Source organism: Pseudomonas fluorescens HK44, from assembly GCF_000217955.3.
Classification (GTDB): domain Bacteria; phylum Pseudomonadota; class Gammaproteobacteria; order Pseudomonadales; family Pseudomonadaceae; genus Aquipseudomonas; species Aquipseudomonas fluorescens_AQ.
In genome coordinates, this window is record NZ_AFOY02000015.1 from 1552841 (window position 1) to 1570304 (window position 17464).

At 56.3% G+C, this 17464-nt stretch carries 14 protein-coding genes and 5 pseudogenes; 4 read left to right on the forward strand and 15 right to left on the reverse strand.

Features of this window, described 5'->3' with window-relative positions; all coding sequences use genetic code 11:
* Positions 1–84 precede the first annotated feature (84 nt).
* From HK44_RS30640 to HK44_RS19970, 9 genes and pseudogenes are all read right to left on the reverse strand, one after another.
* Positions 85–180: pseudogene (locus HK44_RS30640) on the reverse strand (transcriptional regulator CynR); the annotation flags it as partial.
* 37 nt (positions 181–217) lie between these two features.
* Complete coding sequence (locus HK44_RS19940; RefSeq protein ID WP_019692505.1) at positions 218–583, reverse strand: 5-carboxymethyl-2-hydroxymuconate Delta-isomerase; 366 nt, start codon at positions 581–583, stop codon at positions 218–220.
* 97 nt (positions 584–680) lie between these two features.
* A complete protein-coding gene (locus HK44_RS19945; RefSeq protein ID WP_019692506.1) occupies positions 681–1625 on the reverse strand; it encodes a LysR substrate-binding domain-containing protein in 945 nt (314 codons plus the stop codon).
* A 167-nt stretch (positions 1626–1792) separates the two neighbouring features.
* Positions 1793–1984: a YegP family protein gene (locus tag HK44_RS19950; RefSeq protein ID WP_019692507.1), complete on the reverse strand. Its 192-nt coding sequence runs from the start codon at positions 1982–1984 to the stop codon at positions 1793–1795.
* A gap of 477 nt (positions 1985–2461) precedes the next feature.
* Positions 2462–2731: a hypothetical protein gene (locus HK44_RS19955; RefSeq protein WP_019692509.1), complete on the reverse strand. Its 270-nt coding sequence runs from the start codon at positions 2729–2731 to the stop codon at positions 2462–2464.
* Positions 2724–4010 carry a methyl-accepting chemotaxis protein gene (locus tag HK44_RS19960; RefSeq protein WP_431357341.1) on the reverse strand — a complete coding sequence of 429 codons (1287 nt, stop codon included), beginning with the start codon at positions 4008–4010 and terminating at the stop codon, positions 2724–2726. Before HK44_RS19960 ends, HK44_RS19955 begins: the two co-directional genes overlap by 8 nt.
* Positions 3984–4313, reverse strand: a pseudogene (locus HK44_RS30645) (PAS domain-containing protein); the annotation flags it as partial. The pseudogene HK44_RS30645 and the gene HK44_RS19960, both read right to left, overlap by 27 nt.
* Before the next feature lie 46 nt (positions 4314–4359).
* On the reverse strand, positions 4360–6579 hold the full coding sequence (locus tag HK44_RS19965; RefSeq protein WP_024265089.1) for a putative bifunctional diguanylate cyclase/phosphodiesterase: 2220 nt from the start codon (positions 6577–6579) through the stop codon (positions 4360–4362).
* Positions 6580–6750: 171 nt separating this feature from the next.
* The gene (locus HK44_RS19970; protein ID WP_019692511.1) at positions 6751–7062 is read right to left on the reverse strand and encodes a hypothetical protein; all 312 of its coding nucleotides are present in this window, start codon (positions 7060–7062) and stop codon (positions 6751–6753) included.
* 247 nt (positions 7063–7309) lie between these two features.
* Here HK44_RS19970 and benA point away from each other — a divergent pair, with 247 nt between their 5' ends.
* The 4 genes and pseudogenes from benA (at position 7310) to catA (ending at position 10400) form a co-directional block, all read left to right on the forward strand.
* Entirely contained in the window at positions 7310–8671 is a 1362-nt protein-coding gene (gene benA, locus HK44_RS19975; protein WP_019692512.1) for a benzoate 1,2-dioxygenase large subunit, read from the forward strand.
* Positions 8668–9156: a benzoate 1,2-dioxygenase small subunit gene (gene benB, locus HK44_RS19980; RefSeq protein ID WP_019692513.1), complete on the forward strand. Its 489-nt coding sequence runs from the start codon at positions 8668–8670 to the stop codon at positions 9154–9156. Before benA ends, benB begins: the two co-directional genes overlap by 4 nt.
* A gap of 102 nt (positions 9157–9258) precedes the next feature.
* Positions 9259–9342: pseudogene (locus HK44_RS30650) on the forward strand (hypothetical protein); the annotation flags it as partial.
* A 119-nt stretch (positions 9343–9461) separates the two neighbouring features.
* The gene (gene catA, locus HK44_RS19985; RefSeq protein WP_019692515.1) at positions 9462–10400 is read left to right on the forward strand and encodes a catechol 1,2-dioxygenase; all 939 of its coding nucleotides are present in this window, start codon (positions 9462–9464) and stop codon (positions 10398–10400) included.
* Between the two features lie 284 nt (positions 10401–10684).
* Here the strand turns inward: catA and HK44_RS19990 are convergent.
* From HK44_RS19990 to HK44_RS20010, 6 genes and pseudogenes are all read right to left on the reverse strand, one after another.
* Positions 10685–11823, reverse strand: a protein-coding gene (locus HK44_RS19990; RefSeq protein WP_431357342.1) for an IS3 family transposase whose coding sequence is annotated in 2 segments (ribosomal slippage) — positions 10685–11559 and positions 11559–11823 — 1140 coding nt in all. Because the reading frame shifts where the segments join, the coding sequence is not laid out codon by codon here.
* 296 nt (positions 11824–12119) lie between these two features.
* Positions 12120–12941 carry a methyl-accepting chemotaxis protein gene (locus HK44_RS30655; protein WP_431357343.1) on the reverse strand — a complete coding sequence of 274 codons (822 nt, stop codon included), beginning with the start codon at positions 12939–12941 and terminating at the stop codon, positions 12120–12122.
* Positions 12942–12977: 36 nt separating this feature from the next.
* Positions 12978–13793: pseudogene (locus HK44_RS30660) on the reverse strand (cache domain-containing protein); the annotation flags it as partial.
* Between the two features lie 167 nt (positions 13794–13960).
* A pseudogene (locus tag HK44_RS20000) lies at positions 13961–14182 on the reverse strand (PrpF domain-containing protein); the annotation flags it as partial.
* A gap of 303 nt (positions 14183–14485) precedes the next feature.
* Complete coding sequence (locus tag HK44_RS20005) at positions 14486–15793, reverse strand: OprD family porin (RefSeq protein ID WP_019692520.1); 1308 nt, start codon at positions 15791–15793, stop codon at positions 14486–14488.
* A gap of 320 nt (positions 15794–16113) precedes the next feature.
* Complete coding sequence (locus HK44_RS20010; RefSeq protein ID WP_019692521.1) at positions 16114–17427, reverse strand: MFS transporter; 1314 nt, start codon at positions 17425–17427, stop codon at positions 16114–16116.
* Positions 17428–17464: the final 37 nt, after the last annotated feature.

Here is a 17464-nt window from a genome sequence, read left to right on the forward strand (position 1 = left end):
ATAAGCGCCCTTGCGACTGAGCAAGGCCACCGTGCGTTGCGGTAACGCCGGTTGCAGCGCCAGCGGGCGCAACCCCGGCAGTTACAGACTGTTGAAACGCGCCAGCAACGGGCCGATCAGGTAAGCGGTGAAGGTCGGCGTCATGGCCAATCGCAACGAGCCGCGTGTCAGGGCCTGCACAGAACAAGGTTTTGTCTGAGGCTCAGCGCGCTGAATATCAGTGGCTGATGGCCGTCTTGGCGTAGGAATCGCGATCGATATCCAGAATCTCGACGCACAGTTGCACATCAACACTGGCGGGCCATTCGCAGAGGTCCTGCACCACCGCCAACAGGCTTTCGGACAATTGCTTCTTGATCGCGGGCGAGCGCCCGCTCAGCAACGCCAGCTTCACATGCACAAAACCACGTTCGCCCAGCCCGGTACCGACCCGAAACGCACCGACCTGCACCGCACGGCTCTTGATATCGTACTCTGCGGAAAACTGCCCGGACGCCACCAATGCGTTGTTCAAGCGCAACAACGCCACATCGGCATTGAGGTTCGGCAGGTTGGCGGTGTATTCCATGTGCAGGTGAGGCATTGTGATGCTCCTTGAGGATTGAACGAAGGGGCGTAGATATACCATAGAGCGCCCCTGCCCTTCCCCGCGAAATGCCGGGCAAGCAAACCGCCGCCGGTTACCGTCCGAGCAACTTGTCACTCTGTATCCCGGACACACCGCGCTCGCTCATGAAGGCTTCGAGGCGTGCACGCAGCCAGCGTTCGGCGGGGGCGGTATCGACGTGACTCAGCCAGACCATGGACAGGTCCAGGGTCGGCGTCTTGAACGGGAACGGTTCCATGAACAACTGACCCGAGGCGGCCATCGCCGCTGCCGCGTAGTCCGGCAGGCTGGCAATCAGGTCCGTCCCCGCGAGCAGGGCCGGCAAGGCACTGTATTGCGGCACCGAGAGCACCACTTGGCGTTTGCGACCGATCTCGGCCAGCCACTCATCGGCATAGCCACTGACATTGGCCGTGTGCGAAACCAGCACATGCGGCCGCGAACAGTACTCGTCGAGGGTCAGCGGCGTATCGCAGGCATCGGCGCGCAGTATGCAGGGCTGAATGTGCCGCAACAGTTTGCGCTTGGCATTGGCCGGCAGGCCGCGGGTCTGGCTGATGCCGACCGTGATGCCACCGGACGCGAGCAAGTCCGGGATCCGCCAGTAATCGACATGCTGAACCACGAACACCACTTGCGGCGCTTCCTGGCGCAATGCGCGCAACAGCGGAGGCAGCAGACCGAATTCGACGTCATCGGACAAACCGATGCGAAAGGTCATGGTGCTGCTGGCAGGATCGAAGTGGTGGGTCAGGCTCAACGCCGAGGACAACGCGTCCAGCGCCGGCGAGAGGTGTTGAATCAGTTCCTCGGCCCGTGCCGTCGGCTCCATGCGGTGGCCGACCCGGATAAACAGCGGATCGTTGAACATCACCCGCAAACGGTTGAGTGCCGAGCTGATGGTCGGTTGCCCGAGAAACAGCTTCTCTGCCACTCGCGTCACATTGCGTTCGAGCATCAGCGTCTCAAACACCACCATCAAATTGATGTCGGCCTTACGCAGTTCATTGCGGTTCATCAGCTGCCTCCGGTCTTCAAGACTGGCGACAGTTTATGAAGCTGTGGGGAGCGCCGTCTATCGGCAAGAAGGATTCCCCGTTCGGCCCCCTGCCATCGGGACCTGCGACACGGAGCTGCCCGATGTGTCTGAGCAGCCCCGATTCAACACACCAACAGGTAAAGACCCTAGATTTCCTTCACCGATGTTTCGTTGTGGACACTTTTGATCAACCCGATCACGTGCAGGCAATCCGCCTTGTTGATGTACGACTCGCCGCTGGCAACCGTCTCATGATTGGCCGCCCTTAAACGCCAGCGCCATTGGCCCTTCCCGGTAAGCGGGGTGCCTCGCGACTGCCTGTAGATCTCAAAGTACATGGTTCGCTCCTTGCGACTGCTGATAACGACAGACTCCTGGTCTGTACACGCAGCGTAGACGAGTGATTCAAGATTGAGCGGCGATCAAAAGTAAGCAGACATTACCCAAAAAACACTCCGCCCCGACGAAAGCCAACAGACACCAAGGCCAGTAAAAAGGCTGACTGAACACCGTCACTTTTCAGGAAATCGTACTTATTTTTCATACAGAGTCTGGGCCGCATTCATCCCGATCCGCTCAAGAAAAGCACGGAACAAACAAGCTCGCTCCGTCTTTGCGCCGTCCCAATACCGGTCTTCTACGACAGCTATGCGCCCGATGATGAGCACCATAACGGGTAGAAATCAAAAGCAGCTCAATGTTCCAGGGTTACTCCTGGGTCGATCCGAGCGCCTGCTCCTTCACCGAAGACGGCTGGTTGCGCACAGGTGATATCGGCGAGTTCGATGACGAGGGTTTCCCCTCGCGGGTAAGCCTTAGATATAAACGACATCTTCGCTCGGTACCCAATGCAGGATGCAGGCAAGATCGTGCCACGGGTAGTGCTGAGGATCCGCGCGAAGACAGCTGTTCTCATGGAGGAACGGCAAGTTGGCATCACTGGCTTTTTGTCCGCTGCCACAGGCCGTACAGCGCAGATAGACACCACTCAGATGCCAGTGGCGGGAAAACTTCAACACCAGGCTGTCCAGTCCCAGCAGTCTTTGCGGTGGGTGCTTGTCCGCCAGCTCGAACCCGTCATTCATTACGTTCACGCCCCCAGAATTGCGCCGACAGCAGTTGAAGGCGCTCAGCCAGTCTGGCGACATGGGCAGCAGTTGTGCGGCTCTGGCTGCTGGCAAGCACATTACTTTGGGTGGCTTGACTGATACCGTCCAAGTTGCACTGGATGCTGTCACCCACCGCACTCTGCTCTTCTACAGCGGCAGCTATTTGCACACTCATGTCGCTTATCTCGCCGACTCGCCGGGTGATCCCATCCAGTGCCCTGGCGGCAAACACTGCCTGTTCAACACTGGCTTCGGCCTTACTGTGGCTGCGTTGCATCGCGACCACGGCATCACCCGTGGAGCGCCGTAAAGTATCGATGGTGCCCTGGATGTGCGCGGTGGATTGCTGGGTGCGCGAAGCTAGCCCGCGCACCTCGTCGGCGACCACTGCGAAACCGCGTCCAGCCTCGCCGGCGCGAGCAGCCTCGATGGCGGCGTTGAGGGCGAGCAGGTTGGTCTGTTCGGCGATGCTCTGGATGACCTCCAGTACGCGGTTGATTTCTTGTCCATGCTGTTCCAGTTGGTGAATCACCGCGCTGGTCTGTTGCACCTCGCTGGCGAGACCGTCGATGTGTTGGCGGGTTTGCTCGACCAGTTCTCGACCTCGGTCGGTTTCTTGATTGGCCAGGTTCGCCGAGTTGGCGGTGAGCTGAGCGTTGCGCGCCACTTCCTGCACACTGCTGGCCATCTGGGTTATGGCGCTGGCCACCTGGGCAGTTTCCCCTTGCTGCTGCAAGGTCGCGCAGTTGTTATTGTCCACTGCGGCGACGAGCTCTTCGGCTTCTTTGTTCAACTGACGGGCCGAGTCGGCAATGCGTCCGACTACTGCCCGCGTCTCGGCTTCAAGCATTTGCAAGGTGAAATCGATCTGTCCAAATTGGTCGCTGCGGCCGCTGTACAGCATCTGGCTTAGCGGATTATCGGCGATATTTTTGGCTTTTCGGGCAAGGGCGTCGAGAGGAAGCAGGCTATAGCGCAGCACACCGCCGATCAGCACGCTGAATAGCGGCGCAGCGATTGCTGCATGGTTCCAGGATAGGGCGCCCGCCAAGCCTAAGGCGGTAAAACCGAGCAGATTCAGCCCAGTGCCAACAAGTACTAAGCGCATGCCGACGGACAGTCGTGACGGATACAGGCAGTGTGTTTTTTTACCGCTGCGCAACTGTGCATAGAGATGTTCGGCGGTGTCTACCAGTGCTTTCGGTGGGAGCGTGCGAACGGACTGGTATTCCACTATGTCACCCTTGCGCTGCATCGGCGTGACGTAGGCGCTGACCCAGTAGTGGTCACCATTCTTACAGCGATTTTTTACCAGCCCCATCCACGAGCGTCCGGCCTTGAGGGTCTGCCACAGGTGGGTGAAAGCTTCTGGCGGCATATCCGGGTGACGCACGATGTTGTGATTGACACCCAGCAACTCAGCCTCGCTGAAGCCGCTGATGTTGATGAAATCCGGATTAACGTATGTGATGGCTCCCTTGGGGTTGGTTGTTGAAAGAATATTCGCATTGGCGCTGAACTCGACAGCACGACCACTGAGCGGAAGATTAATTTTCATTATTTGCCTCCTGAGCTGATGGATAAACGCTGGGTGCCTACCGTGCTTACAGCAACGGGCCCCCAACCCCCTCGAAACAGTCCTCTGCGCTGAACAACCGTTGCATCTGCGCGGCAGGTCGTGGTCGGCTAAACCAGTAGCCTTGGGCGTAATGGCAGCCTTCACTGACCACAAAGTCGAGTTGTGCCGGGCTCTCGATGCCCTCGGCCACTACTTCCAAGCCAAGGCTACGGCCAAGACCGATGATCGCTTGGCTGATCGCGCTCTGTTTTTTGTCGGACGGGATGCCGTCGATGAAACTTCTATCCAGCTTGAGTATGTGCAGCGGAAAGCGTGTGAGATAACCAAGCGATGAGTAACCGGTGCCAAAATCGTCCAGCGCCAACAACACGCCAAAGCGAGTCAATTCGTTCAGACAGGCCAATGTATCCATGTCGTCATGCATCAGTTGGCTTTCGGTAATCTCCAGGATCAGGCTGGCTGGCGGCAGGCCGCTTTCTTGCAGGATTTCGATTAGCCGGAGCGTGAAGTCGGCTTGTTGCAACTGGAGGCTGGAGATGTTCACCGAGCAGCGCAGATGGTCATGTCCGGCCAGCTGCCAGAAGCGGGTCTGCTGGCAGGCTTCACGCAATACCCATTCGCCGACGCGGATGATTTCCCCCGACTCTTCCAGCGCCGGAATGAACTCCAGTGGTGAGATCAAGCGTTCGCCATGGCGCCACCGTAACAGCGCTTCGACCCCGGACAGAATTGGCGCCCCCTGATCAAGACGATAGATCGGTTGGTAGTGCAGTTCGAACTCGTTGCGTTGCAGCGCCTGGCCCAGAGCGGACTCCAGTTCCAGATGGTGTTGTGCGGTGCCTTGCAACGCTTCGCTGTAGTGGGCGAACCGCGCCTTGCCGGCAGACTTGGCTCTGTAGAGGGCAAGGTCGGCGGCCTGCAAGACATCCAGCGCTTTGCCGTTATCGTGCAATGGAGCGATACCAATGCTGGCACTGACCACCAGGGTACGACCGTCCATGTGCAACGGTTGATGCAGGTTGTCGAGAATGCGTTGGGATACTCGCTCGGCGTCGCGGTCGCAGGTGAGTTCATGAAGCAATACGATGAACTCGTCCCCGCCGAAGCGAAATAGCTGATCACCAGGGCGCAGAGAGTCCCTCAAGCGCTGCGCCACTTCTACCAGCACGCGATCACCAACGTTGTGGCCGAGACTATCGTTGATCAACTTGAAGCGGTCGAGGTCGATGAACAGCAGCGCCTCGTGGGCACCTCCCTTGCGCAGTTTCATGAAGGTTTTCTGCATTTGCTCGTCAAGGCGCATACGGTTGGCCAGGCCGGTCAGCGGGTCATGGCGGGCGGCATGTTTGAGGCGCTGCTCGGCGTCCTTGCGTGCACTGATATCGGACTGTGAGCCGGCCATGCGTAACTGGCCCGGCGTCGTCGCTTCGGCGACTCCACGTACCAGAACCCACAAATAGCTGCCATGGTTTTGGCGGATGCGGTACTCATGGTGGACAAAGGAGGTCTGCCCTTGTAAATGGGCGTCGATGGCCTGGCGAAAATCCGGCAGGTCGTCCGGATGCACGCGACCGAACCAACTGGCACTGCTCTCGCCGATGCTGTCGCGGCTGAGGCCGAGCATGCTGGCCCAACGTTCGGAAACATACAGTCGATCCTGATCGACATGCCAGTCCCAGATGCCGTCGCTGGCGCCGCGTAGCGCACGGGCGAAGCGCGCCTCGCTGTCTTCCAGCGCCTTGTGCTGGGCCGCACTGTAGGTGTCGATGGCCAAGGTCATGTCGAAGAACACCGCCTTCAACAGACTTGAGTAAAGCTTGGCCTGGTCGCTGTTGTCGAACACGCTTGCAAGCATGTCGTCGAGGTATAGACGGTAGCTGCCAAGGTACCACTTCAACTCCAGGCCGACCTGTTGGTGGATCACACCGATGCGCAGACGGCCGTTGACGTAGGCGTCATCGTAGGGGCCGCCCCACAAACGCTGGTAATACTCGGCCTGGCTGTGCTTCAGGCGAGCCGTGACCTGCGGCGCGCGAAGTAGAGCCGACGGCGTGGAAAACTGCTCCAGGTGACGGTACAAGTGATCGACGAAAGCCTGCTGAGCCGGGGCCATCTGCTGGGCTGCTGCGCCGAGTCGCTCGGCATCTTCAGCGCTCCAGTTGAGAAAGCGGAAGCGCTCGATGATCTCCTCGTGATCAAGACGGATACGTGTAAGCAACGCCGTCAGATCTTTTGTCACCTTCATTTTCAATTCCCTGTGTTTGTACAGATGCCTTTTTGCTGACAAAAAAAAGCGCCGTGACAACCCGTTCTGGTCAAGAACGGGTTGTCACGGCGCTTCGTCTTTCAGGCCCAATGTCCTGCTCGGCAAAGCCGGTTCCCGCATTGAGCGGAACCTACTGATGGCATATTTACATCATTCTGGATTGTCTGACAATTTATCCAGCAGTGCAACCAAGCGCCGCCGTAGAAGCCCCAGTTCGCGAGATTTGAAGGCGTGTCGAGTCTGCTCCAAAACCTCGGTGGCCTCCGCCAACGCGGCATACACCCACCCAGCCGGCCCTAATTGTGCTTCACCGATCCAGCGGCAAAACGGCGCCGCCCTGCAATCACTCGGCGCGCTCAGCACCTCGCAATCTGGTGCTATGTGAACCAACAGTTGGCGCAATTGATCGGCTAGCTCACGATCGTTGCAGATAATTCGGGCTGTCTGGTTGGACTCGTGCATAAAACTGCATCCCCACAAGGTTGACGCGATGTTTACACCACCGTCCGTGTCGTTTTATTGATTCAAATCAATGCCTAAGCCGATCCTATGGCTTTCCACCTACCCAATGAAACTCATCACTATTCGCTTCACTCCGGGATTCCTGAAGCTGCATGAAACGGATACAGGTCTGCACGGATAGGATATTGCCGGGCCCGCCGACTCTCCACGCTGTAGATACCTAATAACAACAATGGAGTCTCAGGCCATGCCCATCGGCATCGAGTACCTCAATTCTTTGCTTGAAGAAAACCGTGGAAAAGGCGTTTACCGCTGCAAGCGGGAAATGTTCACCGACCCTCGCTTGTTCGATCTCGAGATGAAGCAGATCTTCGAAGGCAACTGGCTCTACCTGGCCCACGAGAGCCAGATCCCGAACATCAACGATTTCTACACCACCACCATGGGCCGCCAGTCGATCTTTATCGCGCGCAACAAGGACGGTGTACTCAATGCCTTTCTTAACGCCTGCAGTCACCGCGGTGCGATGTTGTGCCGGCACAAGACCGGCAACAAGGCGTCCTATACTTGCCCCTTCCATGGCTGGACCTTCAACAACTCCGGCAAGCTGCTCAAGGTCAAGGATCCGTCCGAAGCGGGCTACCCGTCGAGTTTTAACTGTGAAGGCTCCCACGACCTGACCAAGGTTGCACGCTTCGAGTCCTATCGCGGCTTTCTGTTCGGCAGCCTGAACCCTGATGTCGTTCCTTTGGCCGAGCATCTCGGAGAATCGGCGAAGATCATCGACATGATCGTTGATCAATCCGCCGACGGCCTGGAAGTGCTGCGCGGTTCGTCCAGCTACATTTACGAAGGGAACTGGAAGCTGACCGCCGAAAACGGTGCTGATGGTTACCACGTCACTTCCGTGCATTGGAACTACGCGGCTACCCAGAACCAGCGCAAGGAACGCCTGGCGGGCGACAACAACCCGACGATGAGCGCCGGCGGTTGGGCCAAGAATGGGGGTGGTTTCTATTCCTTCGATAAAGGTCACATGCTGTTATGGACCCGTTGGGCCAATCCGCAAGACAGGCCTCTCTACGAGCGTCGCGATGAGCTGATCGGTGACTTCGGACAGGCTCGCGCTGACTGGATGATCGGTCACTCGCGCAATCTGTGCCTGTACCCGAACGTGTACTTGATGGATCAGTTCAGCTCGCAGATCCGCATTGCCCGGCCGATCTCGGTCAACCAGACCGAAATCACCATTTATTGCATCGCGCCCAAAGGCGAGAGCGACGACGCTCGTTCCAAGCGCATTCGCCAGTACGAGGACTTCTTCAACGTCAGTGGCATGGCCACTCCCGATGACCTGGAAGAGTTCCGCTCCTGCCAGGTGGGTTATGAAGGCAGTGCCGGCTGGAACGATATGTCACGCGGTGCCATGCATTGGATCGAAGGGGCCGATGCGACAGCACAGGAAATCGATCTGCACCCGCTGCTCAGTGGCGTACGCACCGAAGACGAGGGCCTGTTTGTGCTGCAACACAAGTATTGGCAGGAAACCATGCTCAAGGCGCTATCGGCCGAACAGGACCGGTTGATTCGGGTGGAGGAAGCACAATGAGCGTTTCCTACGAAACAGTGTGCGACTTCCTCTCCCGCGAAGCGCGCTACCTCGATGACAAGGACTGGGACAACTGGCTGGAACTCTACGCCGTCGATGCAAGTTTCTGGATGCCGTCCTGGGACGACGATGACGAGCTGACCGAAGACCCGCAGAAAGAAATTTCGTTGATCTGGTACGGGAGCCGTATGGGTCTCGAAGATCGGGTGTTCCGAATCAAAACCGAGCGCTCCAGTGCCAGCATTCCCGACACCCGTACCTCACATAATTTGAGCAATATCGAGATCATCGAGCATGGCGAAGGCACCTGCCGGGTACGTTTCAACTGGCACACCCTGAGTTTTCGCTACAAGACGGTCGACAGCTACTTCGGCACCTGCTTCTACACCCTGGATGTCAGTGGCGAACAGCCGCTGATCAAGGCCAAGAAAGTGGTGCTGAAGAACGACTACGTTCGCCAGGTCATCGATATCTATCACCTGTGAATGAGGCCGTATTCAGCTGTTGTCTTTGTTGGGCGCATGCCGTTTTGCTGCATGTCGCCAATTCCGAAAATGGCATTTCGAGTGCGGTTCCGTGAGGTCGCCATGAACCCCAGGATTGCATTGAACTTCGAGGATGGGATTACCCACTTCATCGATGCCACGCCGAATGAAACCGTGGCCCATGCCACTTAGGTGGTGGTGACCTGGGCTGAATGCCCAGCCGTGACATTAGCCAGCGCTGTTGACGTTTGGCCAGTACTGAAAAAACCGTTGATTCATAAGACCGATAAGAGAGGTTAACCAGCATGAACGTGAAAATTACCCATACTCCCGAAGTCCAGGCCTTCTTCAAGGAAGTGAGCGGCTTGGGTAATGACCAAGGCAGCCCGCGCCTGAAGCAGCTGATGTTTCGGGTCGTAAATGAAATCGCGAAAATCGTCGAGGACCTGGACGTCACCGATGACGAATTTTGGGTACTGATTGACTATCTGAATCGCTTGGGGAGCAATAACGAAGCAGGCTTGTTGGTGGCAGGCCTTGGTATCGAGCACTTCCTGGACTTGCTTCAAGATGCCAAGGATGAGCAAGTTGGTCTTGTCGGTGGTACTCCGCGCACGATCGAAGGTCCTCTCTATGTGGCCGGTGCTCCGCTGTCCCAAGGACAAGCCCGGATGGATGACGGCAGTGAAGACGGTGTCGCCACTGCTTTGTTTCTGCAAGGCGTGGTGCGCGATGCCGATGGCAATCCGGTCTCGGGCGCAGTGGTTGACCTTTGGCACGCCAATACCCAAGGGGCTTACTCCTATTTCGATTCGCGCCAGTCGGAATACAACTTGCGTCGCCGTATCGTCACCGATTCCGAAGGCCGCTACCGGGCACGCTCCATCGTACCGTCGGGCTATGGCTGCAATCCTCAGGGTCCGACCCAGGAATGCCTGGACCAGTTGGGCCGCCATGGTCAGCGGCCGGCGCATATTCATTACTTCATCTCGGCGCCAGGCCATCGCCATCTGACGACTCAGATCAATCTTTCCGGGGACAAGTACCTGTGGGATGACTTTGCCTATGCCACCCGTGATGGTCTGGTAGGTCAGGTGAACTTTGTCGAGGGTAATGCACAGGCAGAACAGCTCGGCATAGTGGGACGTCACGCTGAACTTGAATTCGACTTCCAGTTGCAAAGTGCGCCGAGCCCTGAAGCCGAACAGCGCAGCAATCGTCCAAGGGCCTTGCAAGAGGGCTGAGTCACCTGTCTGACGGGGAGTTGGGCTAGCCATTAATCCGCGGCCCAGCTCCTTTCGTTCAGCTTTATTGAGGCTGGTTTAAAGCGGGTGGCTGATGCCTGGGCGGTCATCGCCCCCCCCCCTTCGAGCCACTTGTTTTTTGTTTGCCGGGTTTAACTTTCAGCAAAAAAGCAGCTTCCGCCTGTGGTGAATCGCAAGGGTAAAAGTCAGTATCAGAGATCGTAGATCGAGTCAGTCACTACACTTCTGGACTTGCCCCTTCAAAACCGGACACCAACTCCCCGTTAAATTGATGCCACTGCCAAGCGCCTGAACTCCCTCGGTGAACGGTAGTTCAAGGCGCTGTGCGGATGCTGCTCGTTGTAATGTTCGAAGGCAATTGCCAAGTTACGCAGCGCCGTTTCTCGATCCGGCTTGGGCATGTGCGCCACGTAATCACGCTTGATCGTCTTCACGAAGCTCTCTGCCATGCCATTACTCTGTGGGCTACGCACCGGTGTGGTCACCGGCTGCAAGCCGATCTGTCGAGCAAACAGGCGCGTCTGTTCGGCGGTGTAGGCCGAACCGTTATCGCTGAGCCACTGCACCGGCGTTGCAGGCAGTTGATCACCGAAGCGCTTCTCCACGCTTTCCAACATCAAGTCGCGGATGTCATCGCCGCTGTACCCGGTTGGGCTGGCGACCCAGCCGATGGCTTCGCGATCACAGCAGTCCAGGGCGAAGGTCACGCTCAGTTTGGCGCCGTCCTCGCAACGGAATTCAAAGCCATCCGAGCACCAACGCGTATCGCTGGTTTGCACCGCAATACGGCCTTCGTGCCGACGCGGCACGCCGGGTTGTTTGATCCGGCGTTCAAGCAGCAGGTTGTGATCACGCATTACCCGGTAAACACGCTTCACGTTGATCGCGGGTAGCAACTGGGTTTCACGGGCACGACGCAGCAATCCCCAGACTCGACGGTAGCCATAGCTGGGCAGTTCGCTGACCTGTTGCTGGATTTCGGCCACCAACTCAGCGTCGTTCACAGGCCTGCTTCGCCGTGTCTTGGGCGATACCGATTGCTTGATTCGAACCGTTAATTGCGAGCGCGCCACACCGAGACATTCGCTGACCAGCTTCACTGGTCGTCCCCCGGCAACAAGGGTGAGTGCGCAATCCATTTTCGCGACCGGGCGATCTCCATGGCTTCTTTGAGGATTTCCGCTTCCATCGTTTTCTTGCCCAACATCCGTTGCAGTTCACGGATCTGCTTGAGCGCATCGCTCAGCTCGGAGGCCGGCACCACGGCTTCGCCCGCGCTGACCGCCGACAGGCTGCCGTCCTGATACAGCTTGCGCCACAGGAATAACTGGTTGGCATTGATGCCGTTGCGCCGAGCGACGACCGACACACTTTGCCCTGACTCAAGGCTCTCGCGAACCATGGCCAGCTTTTGCTCTGGACTCCAGTGGCGCCGCCGCTCCTGGCCCAAAAGGCACCTTCCTCTATCTCAGCGTGGACATTCTTTTGTTGAATGGGCCTGTTCGAAGCACACCGGCGCAACGGCAAAAATCGGCCGATTCTGTTGAAAAAGTCGGATTTTTCCGCTCCCCTGAACTCAGGCACTACCAGCAGCACCGGAGAACCTACTGGGATTAAGTAAGGGTACTCAGGCTCCGACTGCAGCGCACACCCATCATTCACAAAACTTCCTGCTTCATCGAGACAGCCCTCGCCCACTCAGATTTTGAACTGCTGCACCAGGACCTCCAGACGATTGCCAATGCCATACAGATCGTCCACCGTTCTGACGCCGATCTGGGTCTGCTCCGCCACACGATCGCTCGCTCGGGCAATCTGATGCACGCTGCGGTTGATTTCTTCCGCCACACTGGTCTGTTCCTCAGCGGCGCTGGCGATATGGGCGTTCATGGTGTTAATGGTGGCAATCAGTTCAACGATGGTGCCCAGAGACTGACCCGCCTGACCGGCGTGGGCACTGGCTCCTTCGCTGGCTTCGCTGGATTGGCGCATGGCCCCGACGGCGCCGCTGGTGGTGCGTTTCAGACGCTCGATCATTGTCTGGATTTCCTGGGTGCTGCCCTGGGTGCGGTTGGCCAGAGCACGCACTTCATCGGCCACCACGGCAAAACCACGCCCAGCTTCACCGGCCCGGGCCGCTTCAATGGCTGCGTTGAGTGCTAGCAGGTTGGTTTGCTCTGCAATCGAGCGGATGACATCCAGTACCGTCACGATCGCGGCCACATCATGCTGCAGACCTTGCAACGAGACGCCGCTGTTGGCCAAGTCAATCGTCAGCGCCTGGATACGCTCAATACTGCCGTTGACCACCTGCCGGGCATGTTGGGACTGCTGATTGGTTTCCAATGCCGCGTCGGAAGCACCTTGTGCACTGGTCGCCACCTCTTGGGCCGACGACGACATTTGATTGATGGCCGCCGCCACTTGATCGGTTTCATGGCGCTGTTGCTCCATAGCGCTGCCCATCTGCTTGCTCTGATCGGCCACATGCCCCACCGCGCTGTTCAGCTGGCGGGTCATGACGGCGATCTGGCTCACAAGCCCATGGATCTTGCCCACAAAGGCGTTGAATGACTGGGCTAACTGTCCAAGTTCATCGTTGCTGCTGACCGGCAACCGACGCGTCAGATCGCCCTCGCCAGCGGCGATTTCGTCAAGGCTGTTACGGATCAGCAACAACGGTCGCATGCTGTTGTTGACCAGCAACAACGCCAACACCCCCAGCACCGCCAACAGAACCAGGGCAATCAGCACAATGCCCACGACAAGGCTGCGCACTTGCTGGTGGATATCGCCACGCACCTGCTCAACCTGGGCTTCGATGCTGTCAAGGTTGATGGCCGTAACAACCACCATGTCCCACTTGGGCAAATAAAAGCTGTAAGCCAGTTTCGGCACCACTTTGTCGGTGTTGACCAATGCGCCAGAGTAATTGACGAAGTGACTGTCATTCTTTGCTGCAGCGACCATGTCACGGTTCAGATAGACCCCGTTTTTGTCCTTACGCTCGCTCATATTGGTGCCCACGCCTTCGTTGCTGTCACCGCGAAACAGGCGCACCACCTGGCTGTCGTATCCAATGAAATAACCGTCTTCGCCGTATTTCATGCGCGACAATCGGGCAATGCCCAAGGCGCGCTTCGACAGATCGCCGTCCGTCCCGTTGGCGTAAAGATCCACCACCGCCGTACGCGCAATGCTGGCGTAATCCTCAAGCCGGGAACGGCTCTCTTGCAGCAGCCGCTCACGGGTCTGCTGCACGTCCTGTTCGGCACGAGACAGCAGCGTGGTCGTAATGCAGATGCTCAGGACCAAGGCGAATAACAACACTGGCAGCAGGGTCAGCAGGAGTATTTTTTGTTTGAACGACATAACCCGATTCCTTCATCCAAGACTACAGGGCAACACCTGAAACCGGCTACCTTGGGGCGGCGAGCATCAAGAGCGCCTTACCAAAGGGCGATGTCGCAGGTGAAATAGAGGCGATTGGGCGTGGTCTCCTCACAACGCTTGAACACCGTGACCTGGACAAACAGCTAATCAATATCAGCGTCCGGATGGAGTAACGGATTAATGATCGCCACCTTACTGGTTTGCGGGCAGCCACCGTCGATGCCGTCTATTTCCAACTCATGTTCCGAGCCCATCAAATTGAGCAGCTGTCCGTCACGCTATTCAATGGCAACCGGCAGATCTCAACCGAGAAATAGAGGTCCTTTGGAGATGCCACCACGCATCAATACGTAGAGAATTCGTTGCATGAATACCAACCTTAGTTTAATCATCATGGAAATTAACACTCATAAGACAATGAGTATTGGCAAATTAAATTTTCTTCAAATGCAAATATCGTTTCAATAATTCCGACCCGCGCATAAAACATGCACACATGTCTTATCGACAGAGTGCATTACAGCCAAAACCATTTGAATTAAAGTCTTTAAATCTGTTTGAAAGAAAAAAACATCTGGCCCAGTCCTACACCCGGCCAGACAAACACCGTACCGCGACCTCATAAAATGAACGACACTCGTCGGCGCAGCAAAGGGCTCCTAGCTGAGTTGCTATAGAAGCGGAATGCTATAGCTTACTAACACCCTATTCTGATCCTGATCACGGGCGGCTTCGCTGTTGGATTTGCCGTTACGCCAACCGAACCCAACGCCTTTGAACGTTCCTGACTGAAGAACGTAGTCCAGGCTGATATCTCTTTCCCATTCTTTCTGATTGTTGCCAGTCGTTGTCTTGATATTGTCCCCAGAGAGGTAAATGACCGAAGCTTTCAAGCCAGGGACACCCAAAGCGGCGAAGTCGTAAGCGTACTGACCGAAAGCTGTGCGCTCGCCTGCGCGGGTGAAGCTTTGGATCAAGCGATCGGTATACAGATAAAGGCTTGCCCCACCAGCGCCCTTGTCTACCAGGCTGCCCTGATTGAGTTGAGTGAAATTACTGCCGTCCGACACACTTTGGTACCCCGCAGTAATCGCGTGGCCACCCAGTGTGTAAATCAGCGCGGCACTCCAGGTACGGTTGTCGATTTCGCCATCACCGTTCTTGGTGTAGCCACTCACTCTGTAGCCTTTAGTACCGGAGCTGTTTTCGCCTGAGGAGTCTGTTTTGAAGTAGCGCAGGTCGGTTTTCAGGGACTGATTATCCAAGAAATTAATGGTGTGAATCAGTCCAAAAAATTGCTGGGTGTAATAGTTCTCGAGGTTGGCGTAATAATATTGAGCTGTCAGGTCTTTGGTAACTTTCCAATCGCCCCCGGCGAAGTCGAACTGGTTGCTTTCACGCGTACCGCCAGTAACGGCCAGCCCCGTCTGATCGCTCGAACCACGGCCTGTTGCATGTTCGATTCGGCCTCCCGTCAGCGTCAGATCCTTAAACTCGCTTGAGGTGATTTGACCACCTTCGAAAGCTTGTGGAAGCAGGCGTCCATCGTTGGCAACCAGAATCGGAAGTTTTGGAATCAGCGTACCGTAACGAAGTTCGGTCTTCGACATTTTGACTTTACCGGTCAGCCCCAGCCGGCTCCACTCGTCGACGGCGCTATTGTCACTATCAGAAGGAATCATGGTGCTGCCGACATGCCGTCCTTGGCCGCTGTCCAGGGTAACACCCAGCAAACCCAGAGCATCAACGCCAAAACCGATCGTGCCATCGGTGTATCCCGACTTATAATCCAACATGAAACCTTGCGCCCACTCTTCTGTTTTCGAAGGGGCAGCGGTGCCATCACGGTTGTCGTTATTGAAGTAGAAATTCTTCATTCCCAGCGTGGCTTTACTCTCACTTAGAAAGTCAGCATACGCTTGGGTACTCAGAGCGATACTGCTCAGCGCGAAAGTTATAGCAATTTCTCTCTTATTCACCTATAGCGCTCCGGTTTTTTTATTTTAATTAACATAATCAATACGAAAGATAAACAACCCGCAACAATACAAACAGAGGACTGCCAGACAGCTTTTATTTCTATAAAAACATGTAGCACGAGCCTTTAAATACTTAAACTTCTACTGCCACTTTTCCAGCCATTATTTAACCAACTCCAAAGCATCGCCTATCAACCCCGACAACGCCAATCATATTAAACATACAGCTCCCTGACTAAACTGATCACTCAGCAGTAATCATTACTACTTCTACGAGCATGCTTTAGGCAGGGAAGATATTGTTCGGTCAATATGTTTTGCTAGTCGGCGGTTTGAACCAAGTCAGCCACTGACCTATTACGTTGTCGATACAAGACCATCGTTGCCGAGAACCCGCACAACGCTGCGAACATCAACCAATATGCCGGAGACGCCTTGTCACCGGTTACCTGCACCAGAAAGGTCGACATCGCCGGGGTAAACCCACCAAAAATTGCGGTCGCCAGGCTGAAGGCCAAAGAGAAACCCACCACCCGTACATTCTGTGGCATGACTTCGGTCAACGCCGCGACCATTGCACCGTTGTACATGCCGAAGAAGAACGAGAAGTACAGCAAAACCACCAACAATCGCTCAAAACTGGCGGCTTCAGCAAGCCAATGCATGGCCGGATACGCGGTGAAAATGCACAGCAGCGAGATCGCCAACAGCAGTGGACGACGGCCGATTCGATCTGAAATCGCGCCGCCGATGGGCAACCAAATGAAATTGCTGAGGCCCACAAACAACGTCACCACCAAGCTATCAGTGGTGCTCAAGTGCAGCACCGTTCTTCCGAACGTCGGGGTGTATACGGTGATCAGGTAAAAGGAAGTCGTGGTCATCGACGCCAACAGACCGCCCGCCAGCACTGTGCGCCAGTTGTCCCGCATGGAGCGGAACACTTCGGCAGTACTTGGGTGATGCGCGCGAGCCTTGAACGCTTCGGTTTCCTGCAACGAACGACGAATGATGAAAATGAACGGGATGATCACGCAGCCGATGAAGAACGGAATGCGCCAGCCCCACGCAGCTATCTCGGTTGCATCCAGATAGGCGTTGATCCCATAGCCCAACGCCGCCGCAAGGATGATCGCGATCTGTTGGCTGGCCGATTGCCAACTGGTGTAGAAACCAGTACGGCCCGGCGTTGCGATCTCGGCCAGATAAACCGACACACCGCCCAGCTCCGCACCTGCCGAGAAGCCCTGAAGCAATCGACCCAACAGTACCAGAATCGGTGCTGCGACTCCGATGCTGGCGTACCCTGGCACCAACGCGATCAGTACCGTGCCGCATGCCATGATCGACAGCGTCACAATCAAACCCTTGCGACGCCCCACCTTGTCGATGTAGGCGCCGAGTATGATCGCACCCAATGGACGCATCAGAAAACCCGAACCGAATACGGCGAAGGTCATCATGAGCGAGGCGAACTCACTGCTTGCAGGGAAGAACGTCTGGGATATGTAGGTTGCATAGAACCCGAACAGAAAGAAGTCGAACTGTTCGAGAAAGTTGCCGCTGGTAACCCTTATGATAGCGCCGAATTTTGACGTCCGGGATCGGGTGACTTCCGTTTTTATTTTGGTCATGGTTACGTTGATACTCGATTTTATTATTGGAATAGAG